The sequence below is a fragment of the Streptomyces sp. NPDC060184 genome (assembly GCF_042728795.1).
Taxonomy (GTDB): Bacteria; Actinomycetota; Actinomycetes; order Streptomycetales; family Streptomycetaceae; genus Streptomyces.
The window spans coordinates 124,809-148,303 of the sequence record NZ_JBHWYX010000003.1; the positions used below are offsets into that span (position 1 = coordinate 124,809).

At 73.0% G+C, this 23,495-nt stretch carries 18 protein-coding genes and 1 tRNA gene; 13 read left to right on the top strand and 6 right to left on the bottom strand.

The genetic code is table 11. The features are described from left to right. Positions 1-93: 93 nt before the first annotated feature. The 3 genes from ACFWEE_RS03530 (at position 94) to ACFWEE_RS03540 (ending at position 3,078) form a co-directional block, all read left to right on the top strand. Positions 94-176 (top strand) — tRNA-Leu (locus tag ACFWEE_RS03530). A gap of 560 nt (positions 177-736) precedes the next feature. Further along, positions 737-1,723, top strand: coding sequence for a phosphotransferase family protein (locus ACFWEE_RS03535; RefSeq protein ID WP_386885995.1), 987 nt, complete (start codon positions 737-739; stop codon positions 1,721-1,723). Then, on the top strand, positions 1,720-3,078 hold the full coding sequence (locus ACFWEE_RS03540) for an MATE family efflux transporter (protein WP_386885996.1): 1,359 nt from the start codon (positions 1,720-1,722) through the stop codon (positions 3,076-3,078). Before ACFWEE_RS03535 ends, ACFWEE_RS03540 begins: the two co-directional genes overlap by 4 nt. On the opposite strand, the gene ACFWEE_RS03545 is transcribed toward ACFWEE_RS03540, so the two are convergent. Further along, positions 3,059-3,676, bottom strand: coding sequence for a TetR/AcrR family transcriptional regulator (locus ACFWEE_RS03545; protein ID WP_386885997.1), 618 nt, complete (start codon positions 3,674-3,676; stop codon positions 3,059-3,061). The genes ACFWEE_RS03540 and ACFWEE_RS03545 overlap by 20 nt on opposite strands. Before the next feature lie 303 nt (positions 3,677-3,979). Between ACFWEE_RS03545 and ACFWEE_RS03550 the strand changes: the two genes are divergently transcribed. Beyond that, entirely contained in the window at positions 3,980-4,171 is a 192-nt protein-coding gene (locus ACFWEE_RS03550) for a hypothetical protein (RefSeq protein ID WP_386885999.1), read from the top strand. 144 nt (positions 4,172-4,315) lie between these two features. Here the strand turns inward: ACFWEE_RS03550 and ACFWEE_RS03555 are convergent, their stop codons facing one another. After that, on the bottom strand, positions 4,316-4,771 hold the full coding sequence (locus ACFWEE_RS03555) for a MarR family winged helix-turn-helix transcriptional regulator (RefSeq protein WP_386886000.1): 456 nt from the start codon (positions 4,769-4,771) through the stop codon (positions 4,316-4,318). Positions 4,772-4,977: 206 nt separating this feature from the next. Between ACFWEE_RS03555 and ACFWEE_RS03560 the strand changes: the two genes are divergently transcribed. Next, a complete protein-coding gene (locus ACFWEE_RS03560) occupies positions 4,978-6,435 on the top strand; it encodes an MFS transporter (protein ID WP_386886002.1) in 1,458 nt (485 codons plus the stop codon). 95 nt (positions 6,436-6,530) lie between these two features. On the opposite strand, the gene ACFWEE_RS03565 is transcribed toward ACFWEE_RS03560, so the two are convergent. Continuing rightward, positions 6,531-7,196 (bottom strand): MOSC domain-containing protein, encoded by a 666-nt coding sequence (locus ACFWEE_RS03565; RefSeq protein ID WP_386886004.1) that lies wholly within the window; start codon positions 7,194-7,196, stop codon positions 6,531-6,533. Between the two features lie 80 nt (positions 7,197-7,276). Between ACFWEE_RS03565 and ACFWEE_RS03570 the strand changes: the two genes are divergently transcribed. Beyond that, the gene (locus tag ACFWEE_RS03570; protein ID WP_386886006.1) at positions 7,277-8,194 is read left to right on the top strand and encodes a LysR substrate-binding domain-containing protein; all 918 of its coding nucleotides are present in this window, start codon (positions 7,277-7,279) and stop codon (positions 8,192-8,194) included. Positions 8,195-8,272: 78 nt separating this feature from the next. Here ACFWEE_RS03570 and ACFWEE_RS03575 read toward each other — a convergent pair whose 3' ends face one another. Then, positions 8,273-8,620, bottom strand: a complete 348-nt coding sequence (locus ACFWEE_RS03575; RefSeq protein ID WP_386886008.1) for a WhiB family transcriptional regulator — start codon at positions 8,618-8,620, stop codon at positions 8,273-8,275. 480 nt (positions 8,621-9,100) lie between these two features. On the opposite strand from ACFWEE_RS03575, the gene ACFWEE_RS03580 reads away from it, so the two are divergent. The 4 genes from ACFWEE_RS03580 (at position 9,101) to ACFWEE_RS03595 (ending at position 13,500) form a co-directional block, all read left to right on the top strand. After that, positions 9,101-9,712: a response regulator transcription factor gene (locus ACFWEE_RS03580; protein ID WP_003948568.1), complete on the top strand. Its 612-nt coding sequence runs from the start codon at positions 9,101-9,103 to the stop codon at positions 9,710-9,712. Between the two features lie 304 nt (positions 9,713-10,016). Beyond that, the gene (locus ACFWEE_RS03585) at positions 10,017-10,592 is read left to right on the top strand and encodes a sigma-70 family RNA polymerase sigma factor (protein ID WP_266708156.1); all 576 of its coding nucleotides are present in this window, start codon (positions 10,017-10,019) and stop codon (positions 10,590-10,592) included. A 174-nt stretch (positions 10,593-10,766) separates the two neighbouring features. Then, positions 10,767-12,269 carry an IMP dehydrogenase gene (guaB, locus tag ACFWEE_RS03590; protein ID WP_386886009.1) on the top strand — a complete coding sequence of 501 codons (1,503 nt, stop codon included), beginning with the start codon at positions 10,767-10,769 and terminating at the stop codon, positions 12,267-12,269. A gap of 106 nt (positions 12,270-12,375) precedes the next feature. Beyond that, positions 12,376-13,500, top strand: a complete 1,125-nt coding sequence (locus ACFWEE_RS03595) for a GuaB3 family IMP dehydrogenase-related protein (RefSeq protein WP_018101158.1) — start codon at positions 12,376-12,378, stop codon at positions 13,498-13,500. A gap of 113 nt (positions 13,501-13,613) precedes the next feature. On the opposite strand, the gene ACFWEE_RS03600 is transcribed toward ACFWEE_RS03595, so the two are convergent. Both ACFWEE_RS03600 and ACFWEE_RS03605 read right to left on the bottom strand, forming a co-directional pair. After that, positions 13,614-14,345, bottom strand: a complete 732-nt coding sequence (locus ACFWEE_RS03600) for a hypothetical protein (RefSeq protein WP_386886010.1) — start codon at positions 14,343-14,345, stop codon at positions 13,614-13,616. A gap of 146 nt (positions 14,346-14,491) precedes the next feature. Further along, entirely contained in the window at positions 14,492-15,754 is a 1,263-nt protein-coding gene (locus ACFWEE_RS03605) for a nucleotide sugar dehydrogenase (RefSeq protein WP_386886011.1), read from the bottom strand. 275 nt (positions 15,755-16,029) lie between these two features. Between ACFWEE_RS03605 and ACFWEE_RS03610 the strand changes: the two genes are divergently transcribed. From ACFWEE_RS03610 to ACFWEE_RS03620, 3 genes are all read left to right on the top strand, one after another. Continuing rightward, positions 16,030-17,736 (top strand): glycerol-3-phosphate dehydrogenase/oxidase, encoded by a 1,707-nt coding sequence (locus tag ACFWEE_RS03610; RefSeq protein ID WP_386886013.1) that lies wholly within the window; start codon positions 16,030-16,032, stop codon positions 17,734-17,736. 322 nt (positions 17,737-18,058) lie between these two features. Then, positions 18,059-20,098: a protein kinase gene (locus ACFWEE_RS03615; protein ID WP_386886014.1), complete on the top strand. Its 2,040-nt coding sequence runs from the start codon at positions 18,059-18,061 to the stop codon at positions 20,096-20,098. Positions 20,099-20,407: 309 nt separating this feature from the next. Continuing rightward, on the top strand, positions 20,408-23,434 hold the full coding sequence (locus ACFWEE_RS03620; RefSeq protein ID WP_386886015.1) for a protein kinase: 3,027 nt from the start codon (positions 20,408-20,410) through the stop codon (positions 23,432-23,434). The last annotated feature ends 61 nt before the right edge of the window (positions 23,435-23,495 follow it).

The window sequence follows — 23,495 nt, forward strand, 5'->3', positions numbered from 1 at the left end:
GCGATCAATAAAATAAGACAACATCGCGCTACTGCTCCGCTGGTGGGGGACACCCCCGGATAGGGTCAAGACCCGACGCGGAGCCGCGCGCCAGCCCGGGTGGTGGAACGCAGACACGGCGAGCTTAAACCTCGCTGCCCCTCGGGGGCGTGCCGGTTCGAGTCCGGCTCCGGGCACCCATTCTCATCGCGGCTCCGGCCTCCCACGGGGGAGGCGGCGTGACGAGCGGACTGGGCCGGCGGTGGCGTCTGCGGGATGTCATGGCCGCGCGCGGCATGGTCTCCACCACCGGACTGCGGACACCGCCCGAACGCGGCATGCCCCCATCGGCCCGTCGACTCGTCGGCCCGTCGACCCGTCGGCGGGTCGGGTCCGTCCGTGGGTGGTCGAGCGGCCGGAACGGCTGAGCCTCGCCGCCGGTGACGTCGTCCGGCATCCTCCCGGGCCGGACCGTTGCGTGATCCTGGTGGCGGTGGCGGTGGCGGTGGCGGTGGCGGTGGCGGTGGCGGCCCGGCTCCCGGGGAAGGGGGCGCCGACGGGAGGGGGCCGTGGGCGCCGTCGGTCGTGCGCGTGCGGATCCGGGTGCGCGGGGGCGCCCGGAACTCTCTGGAGAAGATTTCGAACACGTGGTAAGTATGTGCCGCCGGCAGTCCCGTGCGCCGCGTCCCCGGTCCGGCCCAGGGACTCGCCGCGCGTAGTGGGCGCCACCCGAGCGCCGTCGACGAAGGGGACCGGTGTGGAGAGCATCACGAAGAACAGGCAGCCTGCCGAGGTGCTGCGCGCCATGATCGAGCGCGCCTACGGGGCCGAGCGGGTCCCGGTCGGCGACGGCTGGGCGAGCGAACTCGGGCACGGCTGGTTCAACGTCGCCTACCGCATCCGGCTGCGTGACGGCGCCGAGGTCGTGCTGAAGATCGCCCCGCCGCCCGCGGTGGAGGTGATGACCTATGAGCGGGGCGCCATGTCGATCGAACTGCACACGCTGGAGCTTCTGCGTACCCGGACCACCGTGCCGGTCCCCGCGGTCGATTTCGCGGACCGGAGCCGGGAGCTGTGCGACGCCGACTACTTCTTCATGCCGTACGTCGACGCGGACAACCTGGGCATCGTCGGCGAGACGCTTCCGGCCGGCCAACGCGACGCCCTGATGAGCCGGCTCGGCTCCGTCAACCGGGAGATCAACTCCGTCCGCGGCGAGCACTTCGGGCCGCTGGCCGGGCCGGGCCACGCCGACTGGCGGCAGGCGTTCACCGCGATGATCGAGGACGTCCTCGCCGACGGGGAGCGTCGCGGAGTCGACATCGGCTGGGACTACGACAGCGTCCGGGAGGTCGTGGCCGAACACGCCGACAGCCTCGACGAGGTCACCGAACCCCGCCTGGTCGAGTGGGACCTGTGGGACAGCAACACCATGGTCCGCGACGGCAGGATCGTCTGCGTCATCGACCACGAACGCGCCTTCTACGGCGACCCGTTGATCGAGGCCGGATTCGCCGGGATCGGCATATCCGCCTTCGGCGACCCGGCACCCTTCATGCGTGGCTACGGGCAGGGCGAGCTGACCGGCACCGAACGGACGCGCCGCCACCTGTACTGCCTGCACCTGATGCTGGTCATGGTCATCGAGACCGTGTACCGCGGCCACACCGACACCAAGCAGTACGACTGGGCGCGCCCCCGCCTCGACGAGGCCATGGCCCTGCTCGGCCGCACCCGACGGTGACGTCCGCACGGACGGCCGACACCACGGACCACACCAGCAGACTCGGCACCGACCCGGTCGGAGGGCTGCTGTGGCGCACCTGCGCGCAGACCACCGCGGCCGTCGGCGTGTACGGCGTCTACGCCCTGACCAACGCCTGGTTCGTCGGCCGCGGCGTGGGCGACACGGCGATGGCCGCGGTCAACCTGGCGGCCCCGCTGCTGCTGTTGCTGGGCGCGGTGTCCACCACCGTCGGGGCGGGTGGCGCCTCCCTGGTCTCCCGTGCCCTGGGCGCGGGAGACCAGCGGGCCGCCGCCCGCGCGGCGGGCAACTCCTTCGTCCTGTTCTGGGCCTGCGCCACCGCCACCACCGTGCTCGGCCTGGCCTTCCTCGACCCGCTGCTCACCCTGCTCGGCGCCACCGGCGAACTGGGCGCGACCGCCCGTCCCTACGCCGTGGTGCTGCTCGGCGGGGCCCTGGTGTCCACCGGCTTCTCCAGCCTGGTGCGAGCCGAAGGCCGCATGGGGTTCTCGACCCTGCTGTGGCTCCTGCCCGTCGCCGTGCAGATCACCCTCGACCCCCTGCTGGTCCTCGGATGCGGCATGGGGGTACGGGGTGCCGCGCTCGGCACCGTCGGCGGCCAGGCCGTCTCCGCGGCGATGAGCCTCTGGTTCTTCTTCGTGCAGAGGCACCGCCCCTACCGCATCGGTCCCCGGGACCTGCTGCCGCACGGCCCGACGCTGCGAGCGCTGCTGGGGGTCGGCCTGCCCTCGTTCCTGGCCGGCACCGGCGTCACGCTCCTGGCCGTCCTCGTCAACGCCACTCTCGCGGCCACCGGATCGGTCACCGCGCTCGCCGCCTACGCGGTCTGCGCCCGCCTGCAGACGTTCGTGCTGATGCCGCACACCGGCATCGGCCAAGGACTGCAGCCCATAGTCGGCTACAACGCGGGCCGCGGCCTGACCGGCCGTGCGCACAGGGCCCGCGACTACGCGCTCGCCGCCTCCTTCCTGTACGGGCTGCTCACCGCCGCGGCCCTCGCCGTGTTCGCCGGGCCCCTGGCCGGGCTCTTCCTGAACGACGCCGTCACCGTCACCGCCGCCGCGCGGGCACTGACGGTCGTCGCGGCCGGGATGACCGTCGCCGGGATCGGCCCGCTCGTCGCGGCCTACGCCCAGTCACTGGGCCGCCCCGCACCCGCCTACCTCCTCTCCACCGGCACCCTGCTCCTGATCAAGGTCCCGCTGGTCGCCGTCCTGGGCCGGCTGGGCGCCACCGGCGTGTGGAGCGCGCTGGCCGCGGGCGAGGTGGCCACCGCGGCCGTCGCGCTCCTGCTGCTGCGACGCCTGCACGGCGCTACGCCGAAGGCTCCTTGAGGAGCTGTTCCACGTAGGAACCGAGCACCCCGGCCATGTCCACCGAATCCGGACTGGTCAGCCACTGCACCTGCAAGCCGTCCATCAACGCCCCGAACCCGGCGGCGGCCACCCGCGGGTCCACCCCGTCCCGCAACGCCCCCTGCTCCGCCAGCTCCCGCAGCGCCCGGCACACGTACTCCCGCGTCGACCTGTAGTGCTCCTTGAAGTACCGGTGCGCGGGGTGGTCCTCGGCGATCGCCTCCGCCGCGAGACGCACGTACAGCTCCACCATGCCCGGATGCCGGGCGTTGTGGTCGGCCAGATCGAGCAGATGCCGCACCACCGCCCCGGGGGTGAACACCTTCGGCGCGAGCCGCGCGGAGTCCTCCTCGTCACGGCGCTCCAGTACGGCGGCCAACAGCGCCTCACGGCTGGGGAAGTAGTAGTGGAGGCCCACGTGGCTGATCCCCGCCCGCTTCGCGATCTCCCGCAGCGAGGCGCCGTGGAACCCCTTGTCCGCGTACACCTCGACGGCCGCCGTCACGATCTGCTCGCGGCGCGCCCGCCCCTTCGCGTACCCGTCCGAGGAGGCGGACACCTTGGCTTCATCCGACATGTCTCCATCCTCGCAGCGGCAGGAGAACGGGTGCGCCGCGCCCGCCGCGCCACCCGCCGCAGCGCCCCGTCCGGCACCCGTCGGACGGTTTCGGCCATCTCGTCCCGGCCCTCATCCGGGCGCACTCCGGCGCCCGAATCCCTACGTGACCACAGAACGAGAGGGACCTCGCGCGGCGGAGCCCGATGCCGCATACCGTGCGTATTTGAGGCATACCATCCAGTGCTCGACCTGCCGCGCGGGTGAACGCTGCGCGTCCGCGTCGCGGCTGGCCGAGGAATGGCGGAGGTTCCGTTGATCTGCGTGGACTGCGATCAGGCCATTCTCGGGCCGGCCGTGCTGGTCTCGGAGGCGGACAGCATGTCCGGGGCGCGCGCCGGCGCCTACGCCCACCCGCCGAACTCCCCGGAGTGCGTGCCCCGTACGCCCGGCAAGGCGAGGCTGCGACGCCTCATCGACGGCGTCGAAGGGGCGGGCTCGCGCCGGAGCGGGTGAGCCCGCACCCGGTACCCCTCGACGACCCCCGCCCGGCGGTGAACTCCCGCCGGAGGGAAGCCTGGTCCGGCGGACCAGGCGGACCAGGCGGACCAGGCGGACCCGGCGGACCCGGCGGACCCGGCGGACCCGGCGGACCCCGGCTCAGGGCCGGGGCCAGGGTCGTCCCCCGAGGCGTTCGAGGTCGGTGTTGAACCGGCGGAGGTAACGGGCGAAGGAAGCGACGTCCTCGCGCGGCCAGTCGACCATGACCCGGCCCAGGGACTCGATCATCCCCTCGCGCTCCTCGTCGAGGATCCGGCCGCCCTCGGCGGTGATGCGGAACTTGCGGGCCATCCCGCCCGCCGGGTCGGGGATGCGCTGGACGAGTCCGGCCCGCATCGCGGCCGTGGTCTGGCGGTTGAGCGTCGAGGTGTCGAGGTCGAACGCCTCGCTCAACTCCCCGATGGACATGGGGCCTTGGATGCGGATGCGGCTGAGCAGGATGTACGCGCTGCGCTCAAGGACGCCGTTCTCGCGGCGGCCCCTGCGGTGGTTCAGGAGCCCGTGGCGGCTGAGCAGCATCTGCTCGTACTCGACGTCCTTGACGGCCCTGTCCATGGGTGGGATGCCTCCAGCTTCCTGCCGGGCCGGTGTGTCGGGGTCCCGGGGTGGCCCGGCTCCATCCTGACACATGATGTGCATCGAGCACATGACATGCATAATGCAATGGGGATGCACGATGCTCACCCTTGTCCCGCCCTGCTCCAGCCCGCCCGATTTTCGTCCCGGACCTCCCGTCCCGACCCACATCGAGGAATCGCGTTATGGACGCCCCCCAGCCCACGGCCCGCACAGGCGGCGTGATCACCACGCTGGCCCTCGCCGGCACCGCCGCCGCGATCATGCAGACCCTGGTCACCCCGCTGATCGCCGAGCTCCCGCAGATCCTGCACACCTCGTCCTCGAACACGGCCTGGGTCATCACGGTCACGCTGCTCGTCGCGGGCGTGTGCGTGCCGGTCACCGGCCGCCTCGGCGACCTCCTCGGAAAGCGCCGGATGCTCCTGGCGTGCGCCGTCCCGCTGATCGTCGGCTCCGTGGTCTGCGCGCTCTCCTCCTCGATCGTGCCGATGATCGTCGGCCGCGGTCTCCAGGGCATGGGCATGGGCATGGTGCCGCTCGGCATCGCGCTGCTCCGTGACGTGGTCCCCGCCGAGAAGCTCAGCGGCTCGATCGCCCTGGTCAGCGCCTCCATGGGCATCGGCGGCGCCCTCGGCCTGCCGATCTCCGCCGCCGTCGCCGAGTACACCAGCTGGCGGGTCCTGTTCTGGGGCTCCGCGGTGCTCGCGCTGATCGTCGCCGTACTGATCCACACCTTCGTCCCCGACGTCCCCGCCGGGGCCAAGGGGCAGCGCTTCGACGCACCCGGAGCGGTCGGGCTCGCCATCGGCCTGGTCTCCCTGCTGCTCGCCATCTCCAAGGGCGCCGACTGGGGCTGGGGCTCGGGCACCACGCTCGGCCTGTTCGCCGTCGCCGTCGTGGCCCTGGGCGTCTGGGGCTTCTACGAGCTCCGCACCCGCGACCCGCTGGTCGACCTGCGGACCACCGCGCGCCCCCGCGTCCTCATGACCAACATCTCCTCGGTCCTGGTCGGCGTCGGCATGTACTCCTTCATGCTGATCGCCCCGCAGCTCCTCCAGTTCCCCGAGGCCACCGGCTACGGCCTGGGCCAGTCGATGCTGGCGTGCGGCCTCTGGATGGCCCCCGGCGGCGTGATGATGATGATCGTCTCCCCGCTCGGCGGAAAGCTGATCAACGCCCGCGGTCCGAAGATCGCCCTCGTCCTCGGCGCGCTCGTCATCTCCGCCGGTTACGGCCTCTCCCTCGTCCTCATGGGTTCCGCCTGGGGCCTGATGATCGTCGGAATCGTCATCAACAGCGGCGTCGGCCTCGCCTACGGCGCGATGCCCGCCCTGATCATGAGCTCGGTCCCGATCTCCGAGACCGCCGCCGCCAACGGGTTCAACACCCTGATGCGCTCGCTCGGTACGACCATCGGCTCGGCCGTCATCGGTGTGGTCCTCGCCCAGATGACCGTCAACCTCGGCGGCCACTCCCTCGCCTCCGAGGACGGCTTCCGCGTCGGCCTGACGGTCGGCTGCGGCGTCGCCCTGGTCGCCGCCGCCGTCGCCGCGTTCATCCCGGGCCTCGTCCGCCCGGCCGCCGGCCAGGACGAGGCCGGCGAGGCCCCGGCCGAGAAGGCCGCCGTCGAAGCCGCCTGACCCGTCGCCGAACCGTCCGTAGTCGACGAGGAGGGCTCCGCACACCCGGTGTGCGGAGCCCTCCTCGTCGTGCGGGCCCGGGGGGCCGCGGCGGGTCAGACCTTCTGCTTCGCCACGTACTCCCGCGCCGCCGCCAGCGCCTCAGGGTGCAGCGCCTCGCCCGCCGGGAGGAGGCTCGGCAGCAGGGTGCGGTCGGTGAAGGAGCGGAACTCCAGCGCGGCGGTCACCCCGTGGTCCGGGCGGTGGACGATCTCGATCGGGTCCCCTGCGCTGATGGAGCCGGGCGTGATGACCCGCAGGTACGCGCCGGTGACCGCCTCCTGGCTGAAGCGCTTCACCCAGCGCTCCTCCCGCACGTGGCCCGCGAACGTACGGCACGGGATGCGGCCGGCGGTCACCTCCAGGACCAGGTCCGGGCCGATCCGCCACCGCTCGCCGACCAGCGCCTCGCTGACCTCCAGCCCCGCGGTCGTCAGGTTCTCGCCGAAGATCCCGTTGGGCAGCGGCTTGCCGAGCTTCCGCTCCCAGGTGTCGAGTTCCTCGCGGGCGTACGCGTACACCGCCTGGTCGCTCCCGCCGTGGTGGCGCAGGTCGCAGACGGTGTCCCCGGCCAGACCGCTGCCGCCGACGCCCTTCGGGCCCGGGTCGGTCACCAGGACCGGGCCCTCCACCGGGCGCTTGTCGATGCCGGTGAGGCCGTCGCGGGCGCTGGTGTGCTCGGAGTGTCGGGCGGTCCCGACGTTCACGGTCAGCAGATGCATGGAGCAAGGTTAGAACGCCGGACATCAAAGTCGCACGGCAGTTTTTCGCGATCATCAGAAGTGACGCTTATGGTGGAAGGGTGATCGAAGCCCGTCATCTCCGCGTCCTGCGCGCCGTCGCCACCACCGGCTCGTTCTCCGCCGCCGCCCGCGAGCTGGGCTTCACCCAGCCGGCCATCAGTCAGCAGATGAAGGCGCTGGAATCGTCGGTCGGCACACCGCTCCTGATCCGTACCGGCCGGGAGATGCGCCTCACCCAGGCGGGCGAGGCCCTCGTACGCCACGCCTCCGGCATCCTCGCCGGGCTCACCGCCGCCGAGGAGGAGGTCGCCGCCATCGCGGGGCTGCGCGCGGGCCGGGTCCGGCTCGTCTCCTTCCCCAGTGGCAGCTCCACCCTCGTTCCCGGCGCCCTCGCCGCGCTGCGCGCCGAGCACCCCGGCACCCAGGTCTCGCTGGTGGAGGCCGAACCGCCCCGCTCCGTGGAGATGCTCCGCGACGGGGACTGCGACATCGCGCTGGCCTTCCGGTACGGGAACAGCGGCGCGGGTGAGGGTGCGGAGAGCGGTGACGGCGACTGGAACGACCTGGTCGTCCGCCCGCTGCTCGCGGACCGGCTGATCGGCCTGCTGCCCGAGGAGCACCGGCTGGCCGGGACGGACGCGATCGACATCGGCGAACTCGCCGGGGACCCGTGGATCGCCGGCTGCCCGCGCTGCCGCCGGCAGCTCGTGGAGGTCTGCGAGGAGTCCGGCTTCACCCCCCGCATCGACTTCGCCACCGACGACTACCCCGCCGTGATCGGACTGGTCGGCGCCGGGCTCGGGGTGGCGGTGCTGCCCGCGCTGGCGATCGAGTCGGTGCGCCCCAAGGGGGCCGTGACCGTGACGGTGGAGCCCGCCGTGGTGCGCGAGATCGTGGCGCTGACCCTGCCGGACCTGGCCCGGGTCCCCGCCGTGGCGGCCACCCTCGACCAGCTGTCGCTGGCGGCGGCGCGCTGATCCCGTCGACGCCGCCGGTCCGGTGGACCGCGCGGTGACTGCGGAAACGTTCCTGCGGTACGGGGCGGCGGGCGCCCCTCAGTCGTGCCGCGCGCTGTCGCCCGTACCGGAGTGGGCCGTACCGGAGTGGGCCGCGGTGATCAGGCGGTTGCGGGCGCGGCCCATCAGCTCCTCGCGTTCGTCCTCGGTCAGGCCGCCCCACACCCCGTAGGGCTCGCGGACCGCCAGCGCGTGGGCGGCGCACTCGGCGCGTACCGGGCAGCGCATGCACACCTCTTTCGCCGAGGTCTCGCGGGCGCTGCGGGCGGCTCCGCGCTCGCCCTCGGGATGGAAGAACAGCGAACTGTCGACCCCTCGGCAGGCCGCGAGCAGCTGCCAGTCCCACAGGTCCGCGTTGGGTCCGGGAAGGCGGGAGAAATCTGCCATTGCTTGTCCCCTCGAAACCGTGCTCTGCCGGAGACGTCCCCGGCAGTCGCAGTCCGTCGTCGTCCGTCGGCGGGCCGATCCTCAGTTCCCCGGCCCCTCGGTTCCGCTGAGCGTGACCGCCGAGGCTGAGGCGTGACCGTACATCTATGGTCGTAGTAGATGTAAATATGACTGATTGCGAATCTAGTCACAGACACCAGCAAAAGGGAAGAAAACCCGCCAAATAGGGCATGCCAACCGGTGAAGTTTCGGTTGAAGGGTGAAGTGCCCGCGTCGATCCGCTCCGTGTGTGCGCCTTCACGTAGAGTGCCGAACCCTACGGTCCGACCCGTAACTCTTTCGAGTGACCATCGTTGAGAGTGCGGAGGCGGTTGGCGACTAACCGGCTCGGGCACATGTCCGAGGGGGTCAACCGCACAGGTGACGACTTGTATCAGCCTGGAGGCTCAAGGTGACGCGCATCAGCTGCGGAGGACGGTCATGACATCCGTCCTCGTCTGCGACGACTCCCCGCTCGCCCGAGAGGCGCTCCGTCGCGCGGTTGCGACCGTGCCCGGCGTCGAGCGTGTGACGACGGCGGCCAACGGCGAGGAAGTACTCCGCCGCTGGGGAGCCGACCGTTCGGATTTGATTCTGATGGACGTCCGCATGCCCGGCCTGGGAGGTGTGGAGACCGTCCGGCGGCTGCTCTCCGCCGACCCCGGCGCCCGGATCATCATGCTGACGGTCGCCGAGGACCTGGACGGTGTCGCGCTCGCGGTCGCCGCCGGTGCCCGCGGCTACCTGCACAAGGACGCCTCGCGCGCCGAGCTTCGGGCCACCGTGACCCAGGCGCTGGCCGACCCGACGTGGCGGCTGGCCCCGCGGCGGCTGCGGTCCGCGGAGATGGGCGCGGCCCCCACGCTCACCGCGCGTGAGATCCAGGTGCTCGAAGGCATGAGCCACGGCCGGTCCAACGCGGAGATCGGGCGCGAGCTCTTCCTCTCCGAGGACACGGTCAAGACCCACGCCCGGAGGCTCTTCAAGAAGCTCGGCGCCTCGGACCGTGCCCACGCCGTGGCGCTCGGCTTCCGTTGGGGCCTGGTGCGCTGAGGGCCCGCCGGTCCCATGTGCCCGGAACCGTCCCCGTCCGCGGACCCGCGGACGGGGCGACGGAGGGCACGGGCGGGGCGGCCCGCCCGTGGCGAGCCGGCCGTCCTCGGCGGTGGGTGACGCTTCCCGGCCGATGACGCATCCTTGAGCTGTGGAGTTCCTCGGGAACGACGATTCGGACCAGCGGATCCAGCGGAAGGGGAGGGCGCAGGACATGACATCCGGCGCACCCGCTCGTAACGCTTCGGTGCACAACTCGGAACGCGATGGCGCGGACCGGTCGGCACCAAGGCACCATGGTCCGATGCGCGACGACGAGACGACGGTGATCGCCGCCCTGGTGCATCGGGCCGTGGACGGCGACGCGCAGGCAACCCACGACCTGCTGGCCCACGTGCACCCCCTCGCCCTGCGGTACTGCCGGTCCCGGCTGAACCGGCTGCCCGGTGACGCTCGTCACTTCGTCGAGGACCTGGCCCAGGAGGTCTGCGTGGCGGTCCTCATGGCGCTGCCCCGCTACCGCGACACCGGCCGCCCCTTCGAGGCGTTCGTCTTCGCCATCGCCGGGCACAAGGTCGCCGACCTCCAGCGCGCCGCGATGCGCCACCCCGGGTCCACGGCCGTCCCGTCCGACGAGATGCCCGAGCGCCCCGACGACTCCCTCGGCCCGGAGGAGCGCGCGCTGCTCAGCAGCGACGCGGCCTGGGCCAAGAAGCTCCTCGCCAACCTCCCGGAGAACCAGCGCGAACTGCTCGTCCTGCGGGTCGCGGTCGGCCTGACCGCCGAGGAGACCGGACAGATGCTGGGCATGTCGCCGGGCGCCGTACGCGTCGCCCAGCACCGCGCGCTCAGCCGGCTCCGCGCCCTCGCCGAGCAGTGACTTCGGCCGCATCCGCGTCGGCCTTCCCGAGGGCGACCCCGTGTTCCGCCGGGCTTTCCGGGCTTCTGTAGGAACCTACGGAGAGGTCGGACGATCTTGGTCGTGGAATGAGACACCCCCGAAGGCCGTTAGCATGGACATCCGCACCGATCAAGACCATTTGGGGAAGGTGTCATGACTGCAAACGTCGACGGAGTGCCTGAGAAGTTCGCGACGCTCGGGCTGACATACGACGACGTGCTGTTGCTGCCGGGCGCGTCGGAGGTCCTGCCCAACGCGGTCGACACCTCGTCCCTCATCTCCCGCAACGTGCGCGTGAACATCCCGCTGCTGTCGGCCGCCATGGACAAGGTGACCGAGTCGCGGATGGCGATCGCGATGGCCCGTCAGGGCGGCGTCGGCGTGCTGCACCGCAACCTCTCGATCGAGGACCAGGTGAACCAGGTCGACCTGGTCAAGCGGTCCGAGTCCGGGATGGTCACCGACCCGATCACCGTGCACCCCGACGCCACCCTCGGCGAGGCGGACGCGCTCTGCGCGAAGTTCCGCATCAGCGGCGTGCCGGTCACCGACCCCGCGGGCAAGCTCCTGGGCATCGTGACCAACCGTGACATGGCCTTCGAGTCGGACCGTTCGCGCCAGGTGCGCGAGGTCATGACGCCGATGCCGCTCGTCACCGGGAAGGTCGGCATCTCCGGCGTGGAGGCGATGGAGCTGCTCCGCCGCCACAAGATCGAGAAGCTGCCGCTGGTCGACGAGGCGGGCACCCTCAAGGGCCTCATCACGGTCAAGGACTTCAAGAAGGCCGAGCAGTACCCCAACGCCGCCAAGGACGCCGAAGGCCGTCTGCTGGTCGGCGCGGCCGTCGGCGCCAGCCCCGAGGCGCTGGACCGCGCCCAGGCGCTCGCCTCCGCCGGGGTCGACTTCCTCATCGTCGACACCTCGCACGGCCACAACAGCAACGCCCTCAACTGGATGGCGAAGATCAAGTCGAGCGTCGGCATAGACGTCATCGGCGGCAACGTGGCCACCCGCGACGGCGCCCAGGCGCTGATCGACGCCGGTGTCGACGGCGTGAAGGTCGGTGTCGGACCCGGCTCTATCTGCACCACCCGCGTGGTCGCCGGCATCGGCGTCCCGCAGGTCACCGCGATCTACGAAGCCGCTCTCGCCGCTCGCGCGGCGGGTGTGCCGGTCATCGGCGACGGTGGCCTGCAGTACTCCGGCGACATCGGCAAGGCGCTCGCCGCGGGCGCGGACAGCGTGATGCTGGGCAGCCTCCTCGCGGGCTGCGAGGAGTCGCCGGGTGAGCTGATGTTCATCAACGGCAAGCAGTTCAAGTCGTACCGGGGCATGGGTTCGCTGGGCGCCATGCAGTCCCGCGGCCAGGGCCGTTCGTACTCCAAGGACCGGTACTTCCAGGCCGACGTGGCGTCGGACGACAAGCTCGTGCCCGAGGGCATCGAGGGCCAGGTTCCCTACCGGGGCCCGCTCGCCAACGTCCTCCACCAGCTCGTCGGCGGTCTGCGGCAGACCATGGGGTACGTGGGCGCCGAGTCCGTCGACCAGATGGAGAGCAAGGGCCGCTTCGTGCGCATCACGTCGGCGGGGCTCAAGGAGAGCCACCCGCACGACATCCAGATGACGGTCGAGGCACCGAACTACAGCAGGAAGTAGCACCGGAGACGGTGCGGGAGGGGCGGACCGGGGTTCCCCGGGCCGCCCCTCCCGCGCGTGTCGGGGATACTGGTCAGCGCAGACGTAGAGGGAAAGGCCACACATCGTGACTGAGATCGAGATCGGGCGCGGCAAGCGCGGCCGCCGGGCATACGCATTCGACGACATCGCTGTCGTACCGAGCCGCAGGACCCGGGACCCGAAGGAGGTCTCGATCGCCTGGCAGATCGACGCCTACCGCTTCGAGCTGCCGTTCCTGGCCGCTCCCATGGACTCCGTCGTCTCCCCGCAGCACGCCATCCGCATCGGCGAGCTCGGCGGACTCGGCGTCCTCAACCTGGAGGGTCTGTGGACCCGCCACGAGGACCCGCAGCCGCTGCTCGACGAGATCGCCGAGATGCCGGTCGAGACCGCGACCCGGCGCCTCCAGGAGATCTACTCCGCGCCGATCCAGGAGGAGCTGATCGGGCAGCGCATCAAGGAGGTGCGCGACTCCGGTGTCGTCACCGCCGCCGCGCTCTCGCCGCAGCGCACCGCCCAGTTCTCCAAGGCCGTCGTCGACGCCGGGGTGGACATCTTCGTCATCCGCGGTACGACCGTCTCCGCCGAGCACGTCTCCGGTGCCGCCGAGCCGCTCAACCTCAAGCAGTTCATCTACGAGCTGGACGTCCCGGTGATCGTCGGCGGCTGCGCCACGTACACCGCGGCCCTGCACCTGATGCGCACCGGCGCGGCGGGTGTCCTGGTCGGCTTCGGCGGCGGCGCCGCGCACACCACCCGCAACGTCTTCGGCATCCAGGTGCCGATGGCGACCGCCGTGGCGGACGTGGCTGGTGCCCGCCGCGACTACATGGACGAGTCCGGCGGCCGGTACGTGCACGTCATCGCGGACGGCGGCGTCGGCTGGTCCGGCGACCTGCCGAAGGCCATCGCCTGCGGCGCGGACGCCGTGATGATGGGCTCCCCGCTGGCCCGTGCCACCGACGCCCCGGGCCGTGGCCGCCACTGGGGCATGGAGGCCGTCCACGAGGACGTGCCGCGCGGCAAGCTGGTGGACCTCGGCTCGGTCGGTACGACCGAGGAGGTGCTGACCGGCCCGTCGCACACCCCGGACGGCTCGATGAACATCTTCGGCGCCCTGCGCCGCGCGATGGCCACGACCGGCTACAGCGACCTCAAGGAGTTCCAGCGCGTCGAGGTGACGGTGGCGGACTCGCAGCACCGCCGCTGACCGCACCCCCGCCGACCGCGTTCCGCGCGGTTCCGCCCGGTTTCGCGCCTACGCAGAGGGCCCCGACCACCACGTGTGGTCGGGGCCCTCTGCGTGGGCCGGGCGGTCGGCCGTCAGTCGGAGAGCTTCTTGGCGGTGGAGAACGACGCGAACACGGCGAGCGCGAAGAAGACGAAGCTGAGGAAGTCGGCGTCGGCCTTCCACGCCTCCTGGAGCACGCCGAAGTGTTCGAAGAACATCTCGGAGACGGAGACCGGGAGGTGCTTGGAGGCGATGATCGCCTCGCCGAGCAGCTGGCCGAAGTAGACCGAGGCGAGGGAGAACAGGGCGGCGGCGAACGGCAGCACGGGGTTCCGGCCGCCGGCCTTGCCGGCCGCCCAACCGGTGACGAGGCCGAGGACGACCGCCGCGTAGCCGAACTCGCGCTCGCTGGCCCCGATGATGGCGCCGTAGACCGCCCCGATCACGGCGGCGGCGCCGAGCGAGGCGAGCAGGCCGAGGGCCAGGTTGTTGCGGACCGGACCGGTGACCGGCGCGAACGGCACCCCGGGGTACTGCCCCGGCTGCCCCGGCTGCGCGGGCCAGGGGGTGCCGGGGGGCGGCCCCGGCTGACCGGGCTGCGCGCCCGCGAAGGGGTTGCCGGTGGGCGCACCCGGCGCGGGGGCGACCGGCGCTCCCACCGGAGGACCGGCGGGCGGGGCGAGGGGTGCTCCGGCCGGGGGCGCGAAGGGCGGGGCCGCCGGAGCCGGTGCCGTGGGCGCCTCGGCCGCGTACGGGTTGCCCTCGACGGGCCGGCCGTCCTCGGGCTGCTGGGGCCGGCTGGGCGGCGGCACGGGCTGGCTCATGGTGGAAATCCCCCCTGGGACGGATGCGCGCACGACGGTGCGACGGATACGCACGGTTGTGCGAAGGTGACGCCGCAGGCTAGCAGCCGCCTGTGACAGTGCCCACCGGGATTCCCGGCCCGTTCCCCCGCACACCGTCCTGACCGTCACAGCCGGTGCGCGGCCCCCGCCGGAGTGGCCCCCCGGGTGTCGAGCAGCAGCTGCGCCTTCACCGCGAGGCCCTGGAGGTCGTACGTGCGGTGGTGCTGGAGCAGCAGTGTCAGGTCGGCGGCGGCTGCCGCCTCGTAGAGCGAGTCGGCGCGGGGGACCGGGACGTCGCGGACGCGCCAGTCCTGGACGTGCGGGTCGTGGTAGCCGATCTGGGCTCCCAGGTCCATCAGCCGGCTCGCGATCTCGCGGGCCGGGGCCGCCTCCTGGTCGGCGCTGTCCGGCTTGTAGGTGACGCCGAGGAGGAGGATGCGGGCGCCGCGCACCGACTTGCCGTGCTCGTTCAGCAGGGTGGCGCTGCGCCGGATCACATAGCTCGGCATCCGGTCGTTGATCTCCTGCGCCATGGAGACCAGGCGCAGCGGAGGGCCGGGCGCGTGGCCGGCGTACGGGGCGCTGCCCGGGTCCAGGGCGACGCCGTGGCCGCCGACCCCGGGGCCGGGGCGGAACGGCTGGAAGCCGAAGGGCTTGGTCTCGGCGCACCGGATGACGTCCCAGAGGTCCACGCCGAGCTCGTGGCAGAGCACCGCCATCTCGTTGACGAGGGCGATGTTCACGTGCCGGAAGTTGGTCTCCAGCACCTTCGTCATCTCGGCCTCGCGCGGGCCCCGGGCGCGTACCACCTTGTCCGTGAGCCGGCCGTAGAACGCGGCGGCGGACTCGGTGCAGGCGGGGGTGAGGCCGCCGATGACCTTGGGGGTGTTGGCGTAGGTGTGGGTCCGGTTGCCGGGGTCCAGGCGGCCGGGGGAGCAGGCGAGGTGGAAGTCGCGGCCCGCGCGCAGCCCCGACCCCTCTTCGAGGAGCCCGCGCAGGAAGTTCTCGGTGGTGCCGGGGGGTACGGGTGATTCCAGCAGCACCGTGGTGTGCGGACGGAGCCGGGCGGCCAGGGCCCGGGCTGCGTCGCCGAGGGCGGTGAGGTCGACGGTGCGGTCGGGCCCCAGGGGGGTGGGGGAGCAGATCACCGCGGTGCGCACCCGGCCGAGCTCGGTGGCGTTGGTGGTGGGGCGGAAGCCCCGGGAGAGCATCCTGCGGACCTCGGACGCCGTGAGGGTGCCCTCGACCGGGGTGCGCCCGGCGCCCAGATCCGCGTAGGGGCGCGGATCGGTGTCGTAGCCGATGGTGTCGATACCGGCGGCGACCGCTGCCTGCGCGAGGGGCAGGCCGAGGTGACCGAGGCCGATGACCGCGAGGTCTGCGGGCATGCGAGGGCCGTCCTTCCCATAACCATGAGGACCGAAAGCGCAACTGCTGTGGACCGCGCGATGTCAGACTAGGCGTAAATATGACCTGTATGTCGCATTTATGTCGCACGGAATGATCGCTGTCATCCGTGGCGGCCGGGAGCTTTGTCCACAGGCGGTGGCTGAAGTCGCCGTGCGCGGACAGAATCGGGAACGTGGGCACGGCCGCTCCGGCCGGACGGAACCCGGACACCTCGCCCGGGCGCCCGCCCGCACCGATCCACCGGGAGGCAGAGTTGAGGACATCGACACTGGGACCCACCGAGCGATCCGAGGCGCTCGCCGCGATGGCCGAACGCGAACTGGACGTACTGGTCGTCGGGGCGGGCGTGGTCGGCGCCGGGACGGCGCTGGACGCCGCCACCAGAGGGCTCTCCACCGGACTCGTGGAGGCGCGCGACTGGGCCTCCGGCACCTCCAGCCGGTCCAGCAAGCTCATCCACGGCGGTCTGCGCTACCTGGAGATGCTCGACTTCGCCCTGGTCCGCGAGGCGCTCAAGGAGCGCGGCCTGCTGCTGGAACGCCTCGCCCCGCACCTGGTGAAGCCGGTGCCGTTCCTCTACCCCTTGCAGCACAAGGGGTGGGAGCGGCTGTACGCGGGCTCCGGCGTCGCCCTCTACGACGCGATGTCCCTCTCCTCCGGGCACGGCCGGGGACTCCCCGTCCACCGCCACCTCTCCCGCCGCCGGGCCCTGCGCGTGGCCCCCGCGCTCCGCAAGGACGCCCTGGTCGGAGCGCTCCAGTACTACGACGCCCAGATGGACGACGCCCGTTTCGTCGCCACCCTGGTGCGCACCGCCGTGAGCTACGGCGCGCACGCGGCGAACCGCGCGCGGGTCTCCGGATTCCTCCGGGAGGGCGAGCGCGTCGTCGGCGCCCTGGTCGAGGACGTCGAGACCGGCGGCCGGTACGAGGTCAGGGCCCGGCAGGTGGTGAACGCGACGGGCGTGTGGACCGACGACACCCAGGCGCTGATCGCCGAACGCGGACAGTTCCACGTCCGCGCCTCCAAGGGCATCCACCTCGTCGTGCCCAAGGACCGCATCCACTCCTCGACCGGGCTGATCCTGCGGACCGAGAAGTCCGTCCTCTTCGTCATCCCGTGGGGCCGCCACTGGATCGTCGGCACCACGGACACCGACTGGAGCCTCGACAAGGCCCACCCGGCCGCCTCCAGCGCCGACATCGACTACCTCCTCGAACACGTCAACACCGTGCTCGCCACCCCACTGACCAGGGACGACGTCGAGGGCGTCTACGCCGGGCTGCGCCCGCTGCTGGCCGGCGAGTCGGACGCGACCAGCAAGCTCTCCCGCGAGCACACGGTGGCCCACCCGGTGCCCGGCCTCGTCGTGGTCGCGGGCGGCAAGTACACGACGTACCGGGTGATGGCGAAGGACGCCGTGGACGAGGCCGTGCACGGGCTCGACCAGCGGGTCGCCGACTGCGTCACGGAGGACGTACCGCTGCTCGGCGCCGAGGGGTACCGCGCCCTGTGGAACGCCCGCGCCCGCATCGCCGCCGCCAACGGACTGCACGTCGTCCGCGTGGAGCACCTGCTCAACCGGTACGGCTCCCTCGCCGAGGAACTCCTCGCGCTGATCGCACAGAACCCCGCGCTGGGCGAGCCGCTGCCCGCCGCCGACGACTACCTGGGCGCCGAGATCGTCTACGCCGCCTCGCACGAGGGCGCCCGCCACCTCGACGACGTCCTCACCCGGCGGACCCGCATCTCCATCGAGACCTTCGACCGGGGTACTCTCAGCGCCCGCGTCTGCGCGGAGCTGATGGCCCCGGTGCTGGGCTGGGACGCCGACCGGGTCGACCGCGAGGTGGAGCACTACGAGAAGCGGGTCCAGGCCGAACGGGAGTCGCAGCGCCAGCCCGACGACCTCACGGCCGACGCCGCCCGGCTCGGCGCACCGGACATCGTGCCGATCTGACGGTCCGGGCGATCCGGTCCGGTCCGGGCGGTCCGGCCCGGCGGTCCGTTCCGGCGTGCCGAACTGACGGGGCGTCGCGCCGCCGCGCGGCGGGCGGCGACGGCCACCCGCCGGGCCGCCCGGGGCATGGGAGGACGCGCGGGGGGCACCCGCTCGTACACGGCGGGGGCGCCCGGCACCGGGGCCGGGAAGTCGCGCCCCGCGCCCGGCAAGCCCTTTCCCCGGCCCCGCCGGGGCCGACCGCGGACCCGGCACCAGAACCGGTCCCGGGGTGAGGGACAATGGACGCTCTGCCAGGGCGGGTTGATCGCAGAGGGGACGCATGTCGGAGGCGGAGCAGGCAAACGGGCCCCAACGGGACACCGAGGGGCGTCTTCTCGCGGGACGGTACCGGCTCGGGAAGGTGCTCGGCCGGGGCGGTATGGGTACGGTCTGGCGCGCCGAGGACGAGACCCTGGGCCGTACGGTGGCGGTGAAGGAACTCCGGTTCCCCTCGGCCATCGACGACGACGAGAAGCGCCGGCTGATCACGCGCACCCTGCGTGAGGCCAAGGCGATCGCGCGCATCCGCAACACCAGCGCCGTCACCGTGTTCGACGTGGTCGACGAGGACGACCGGCCGTGGATCGTCATGGAGCTCGTCGAGGGCAAGTCCCTCGCCGAAGTGATCCGCGAGGACGGCACGCTGACGCCCCGGCGGGCGGCCGAGGTCGGCCTCGCCATCCTCGACGTGCTGCGCTCCGCGCACCGCGAGGGCATCCTGCACCGGGACGTGAAGCCGTCCAACGTGCTGATATCCCAGGAAGGCCGGGTCGTCCTCACCGATTTCGGCATCGCCCAGGTCGAGGGCGACCCGTCGGTGACCTCCACCGGCATGCTGGTCGGCGCCCCCTCGTACATCTCGCCGGAGCGCGCCCGCGGCCACAAGCCCGGACCGCCCGCCGACCTCTGGTCGCTCGGCGGCCTGCTCTACGCGAGCGTGGAGGGCAGCCCCCCGTACGACAAGGGCTCGGCCATCGCGACGCTGACGGCCGTCATGACCGAACCGCTCGACCCGCCGAAGAACGCGGGCCCGCTGAAGGACGTCATCTACGGCCTGCTCACCCGCGACCCCGAGCAGCGGCTCGACGACGCCGGTGCGCGCGCCCTGCTCACCGCGATCGTCAACGCCCCGGAGAAGCCGCCCGCCGACGCCACCCAGGTGATGGCCGTACCCACCGGGGTGGGCCCGGCCCCCTCGGACGGCGGGACCGGGCCCGGTGCCGACGCGCGGACGCCCGTCTCCTCCGGGACCGGCGAGGGAACCCGGGACCGGCTGCGCGGCGCCCTGCGCTCCGTGCGGAACTCCAAGGCCGCCGCGGCGGCCGGGGCGGCGGGTGCGGCCGGTGCCGCGAGCACGTCCGCCGCGACCCCGGCCGGCCCGCCCGCCGGAGGGTCCGCCGCCGGTTCCACCCCTGCCCGTCCCGCCGCACTCACCGGGAAGGCCGGGAAGGCCGGCGCCCCGGGCACGGCCTCGGCCTCCGGCGGAGTGCCGCCGCGCACGCCCGGCGCGTCCACCCGCGCCTCGCTCACCGACGTGGTGCCGCGCCGGACCCTCGCGATCATCGCGGGCGTCGTGGTGCTGGCCGTCGTCGGCACCGTGCTCGCGCTCAGCCTCGGCGGCGGGGACGACCAGGACGGCAAGGGCACCGCCACGCAGGGAACCGCGGCCGGGTCCACCGGTGGGGCCGACGCCTCCGGCAAGGGCGACGACCGCACCGACGGGCAGGGCACGTCCGGCGACTCCGCGGCTCCGTCCGCGGCCGGCACCCCGTCCGCCTCCGGCACCCCGTCCGCCTCCTCGTCCGGCAAGGACGGCGACGACGACAAGGGCGGCAAGGACGACAAGGGCGGCGGCGCGCTGCCGGCCGGGTACAAGACGGTCAACGACAGCCGCTTCCACTTCACCATGGCGATGCCCGACACCTACGGGCGCACCGCCATCGCCGGGTCCAACTCGGGCGGCATCTACAACGCGTCGAAGGGCAGCTTCCCGCGCGTCCAGGTCGACTACAACAGCTCGCCCGGCAAGGACGCCGCCGCGGCCTGGTCGGCGGCGGTCGCGGGGGTGAGCGCCGCGAGCAACGGCTACAAGCACATCGGTATCAGGAAGGTCGAGTACAACGGCTACCCGACCGTCGCGGACTGGGAGTTCGAGCGCACCCAGAACGGCGAGCGGGTGCACGTCCTCAACCGGGGCTTCCGTGCCGACTCGACCCACGGCTACTCGATCATGGTGAGCTGCCAGGCCGCGCAGTGGAACGAGGACGAGTGCCGCACCCTGCGGGAGACGGCGTTCGCCACCTTCGCGCCGAAGGACTGACGAAGGACTGACGAGGAGCCGGCGGGGGATTGACGAAGGCCCGGCGGAGAACCGGAGGAGAACCGGCGGACCGGCGAAGGGCCGACGGTGACCGGTGACCGCCCTCAGGGGCGGTCGCCCCGTCGCTCCCGCCGGTCCGGTCCGCCCGGGTTGGCGCGACCCGGACACGCCGCCGCGTCCCGCCACGTATCGTAAGAGGCCGAGAACCGTTCGCAGCCGTGATGGCGCGTCATATGTACGGCAAAGTCCGTGATGTGACGGCCCGTCCGGATCTCGTGACCGGGGGACCGTGCGCTCTGGGGAGGCGTCGTGGACGACTACGCGGGTCGGGTGCTTGCCGACCGCTACCGCCTTCCGCTGCCGCCGTCCGACGCCTACGAGCTGGTCGAGACGCGCGCCTTCGACACCTACAGCGGCCAGGAGGTCCTGGTCCGGCAGGTGCCGCTCCCCGAAGTCGTCGACGCCGAGGTGCTCGACGGCGACGGCCGGCCGTCGCCCGTGCGCCGGACCACCGGCCGGGCGGTCCGCCGCTCCTCGGACCCGGCGGTGCGCCGGGCGATAGAGGCCGCGCAGGCCGCCGCCCAGGTCCCGGACCACCCGCGTCTCGACCAGGTCTTCGACGTGTTCGCCGAGGCGGGCTCGCTCTGGATCGTCAGCGAACTGGTCCCCGCCCGCCCGCTCGCCGCGCTCCTGGCCGAGCGTCCCCTCAACCCCTACCGCGCCGCCGAGATCGGCTCCGACGTGCTCACCGCCCTGCGGGTGCTGCACGCGCACGGCTGGACCCACCGCAACATCACCGTGCGCACCGTGCTGGTCTGCGACGACGGCCGGGTCATGCTGACCGGCCTCGCGGCGGGCGCCGCCGAGGAGGCGCTCTGCGGGTACGTCACCGTGCCCCGCCCCGACCTGGACGAACCGGACGCCCCGCCCCGGCTCCACGAGCCGGAGAGCGACCCCGCGCAGGAGTACGAGCAGGAGCACGCGTACGAGCACGGGAGCGGGCCCGACGACGACAGCGACGGCTACGACGGCGACGGCTACGACGAGCGGCACACCGGGTACGCCCCCGAGCTGCCCGCCGCGCTCCCCCCGGCCCTGCCCCCCGTCCCCGCCCCGCCGCACACCCCGTGGGGCGAGCCCCGGGACCCGTACGCGGACCGGGAGCCGTACTCCGGGCACTCCGACCGGGACGCCCTTCCGGCGCCGCTCCCGGCCGCTCCGGCGGCCCCTGCCCTCCCCGCCGTCCCTCAGCACCGCCCGCCGGTCCAGGAGGCGCCCCCGGGCGCGGTCCCGCCGCCCGCCGACCCCGGCGCGGCGAGCGCCGCCCAGCTGCGGGCCGCCCGGGCCGGAGCGATAGCCGCCTACCGCGCGGGCGCCCTCGCGGCCTCCGCCCGCGTCACCGAGGAGCAGCAGCGCGCCGAGCAGCAGCGCCTCGCGGAGGAGCAGCGCCGGGCCGAGGCGGAACAGCGCGCGGACGAACAGCGCCTCGCCGGAGAACAGCGCCGGGCGGAGGAACAGCGCCCGTCCGAGGCCTCGGACGGGCCGGGGCTGCTGCCGCCGCCGCGTCCCGCGGCCGGGGCGCTGCCGCCGCTGCCCAGCGGCTGGGGCCGCTCCTCCGCCGATCTCTACCCCGACCTCTACGACGAGGAGGACGACGAGGAGGACGACGACCCGGAGGACCCGGGTCCGGCCGCGCCCGGCCGCCGCGTCCACCTCGCCGGTTCCTGGGAGGACGGCCACTCCGGCCGCCCCGTGCCCGCCGGGGGCTCCGGCGCCGAGGCCCTGCGGGCCGACTCCCGCCGGGAGATGCTGCCCGCCGCCCGTTCCGGCGCGGCCGTCGACCGGGTGCCCGGCGCCGGCTGGGACGCCGTCGTGGCCTCCGGCGACCAGGGGCCCGCCTACCGGGGCCCCGCCACGCCGCTCGCCGCCGAACGCGCCCGGCAGGCCCGTATCGCCGTCGTCGGGGCCGTCACCGAGCGGTGGGCGCCCGAACAGGCCGGGCCGGTCCACGAGAACTGGCAGCTCGCCCCGCCCATCGGCCCCGCCACCGACCTCTGGGCGCTGGGCGCGCTGCTCTACCGCGCGGTCCAGGGGCACGCCCCCTACCCGGAGGAGAACGCCGCCGAGCTCGTCCAGATGGTGTGCGGGGAGCCGCCCGCCTTCGCGGAGGAGTGCGGTCCGCTGCGGCCCGTCGTGGAGTCCCTGCTGCGCCAGGACCCCGCCGAGCGGCCCGACTTCGAGGAGCTGCGCGGCTGGCTGCGCTCGCTGATCCGGTCCGCCCCGGAGCCGGAGGCCGGTACGGACGTCGTGCCGCTCCCCGCCGACGACGCCACCAAGCTGCCCATCGTCCGCCGCAAGGGCGAGCTCGTCCGCAGACGCCGCCGGTTCCGCTCCGCCACGCAGGGCCGGCACCGCCAGGGCACCGGAGGCGTCCCGGCCGGCCGGGACGGCCAGGAGACCGTGGGCCTTGAGGCCCTGGGGCTGCGCCCCTACCCGGAGGCCGACGAGCGGGAGTACCAGGAGCCCGCGCAGCCGTACGCGTACGAGCCCCGGGCCACGCAGGAGCGCAGGCCGCCCCGGGGCCCGCGCGAGCCCAAAGTGCTGCGGGACAACGGCGGCCGGCCGCCGCGCCGCCTCGGCCGGCTGCTTCTGCTGCTCGTCCTGCTGGCGCTGGCCGGCGCGGTGGTCTACGCCCTGATGTTCATGCCGAAGAAAGACGCCGGTACGCGTACGGGCGCGGCCACCACCCCGGCGGCCTCCGGCTCCGCCGCACCCGCCGGTTCCGAGCCGCCCGCCGAGAAGCCCTCCCCGTCCGCCTCCGGCAAGCCCTCGACGGAGCCCGGGACGCAGGACCCGCAGACGAGCCGGTCCGCCGTGGCGCTCCCGCCGGGGTACACGCTCCGTACGGACCCGGAAGGGTTCGAGGTGGGCGTGTTGAAGGGCTGGCAGCGCAGCCCCGCCAACGCGGACCGTCAGATCCGTTACGGCAGCGACGGGTTCAGCCTGCTGATCGTGCCGGGCCGGGACACTGTGCAGGCCAACGGCTCCGATCCGCTGGCCTACCAGCGCGACAAGGAGCCCGAGCTGCAGCCGTTCCGCGACTCCTCCTGGTCCACCGCGACCGGGCTGCGCCGGGTCGACGTCGGCCGGCAGTCCATGGCCGAAGGGCAGTACACCTGGCAGGACGTCAACGGCCGTGAGGTGTACGTCCGCAACCTCGCGATGGTCGTCGACGGCCGCTACCACATCATCCAGGTCATCGGCCCGGTCAACGAGCGCGACCAGGTCTCCAGCATCTACCAGCAGGTCATCTCCTCGTACAAGGTGACGTCCTGACGGTCCGGAATGTTCCGGTACGTCGCCGTCCGGGGTCATCACAGTGCGGTCTCATGGGTGG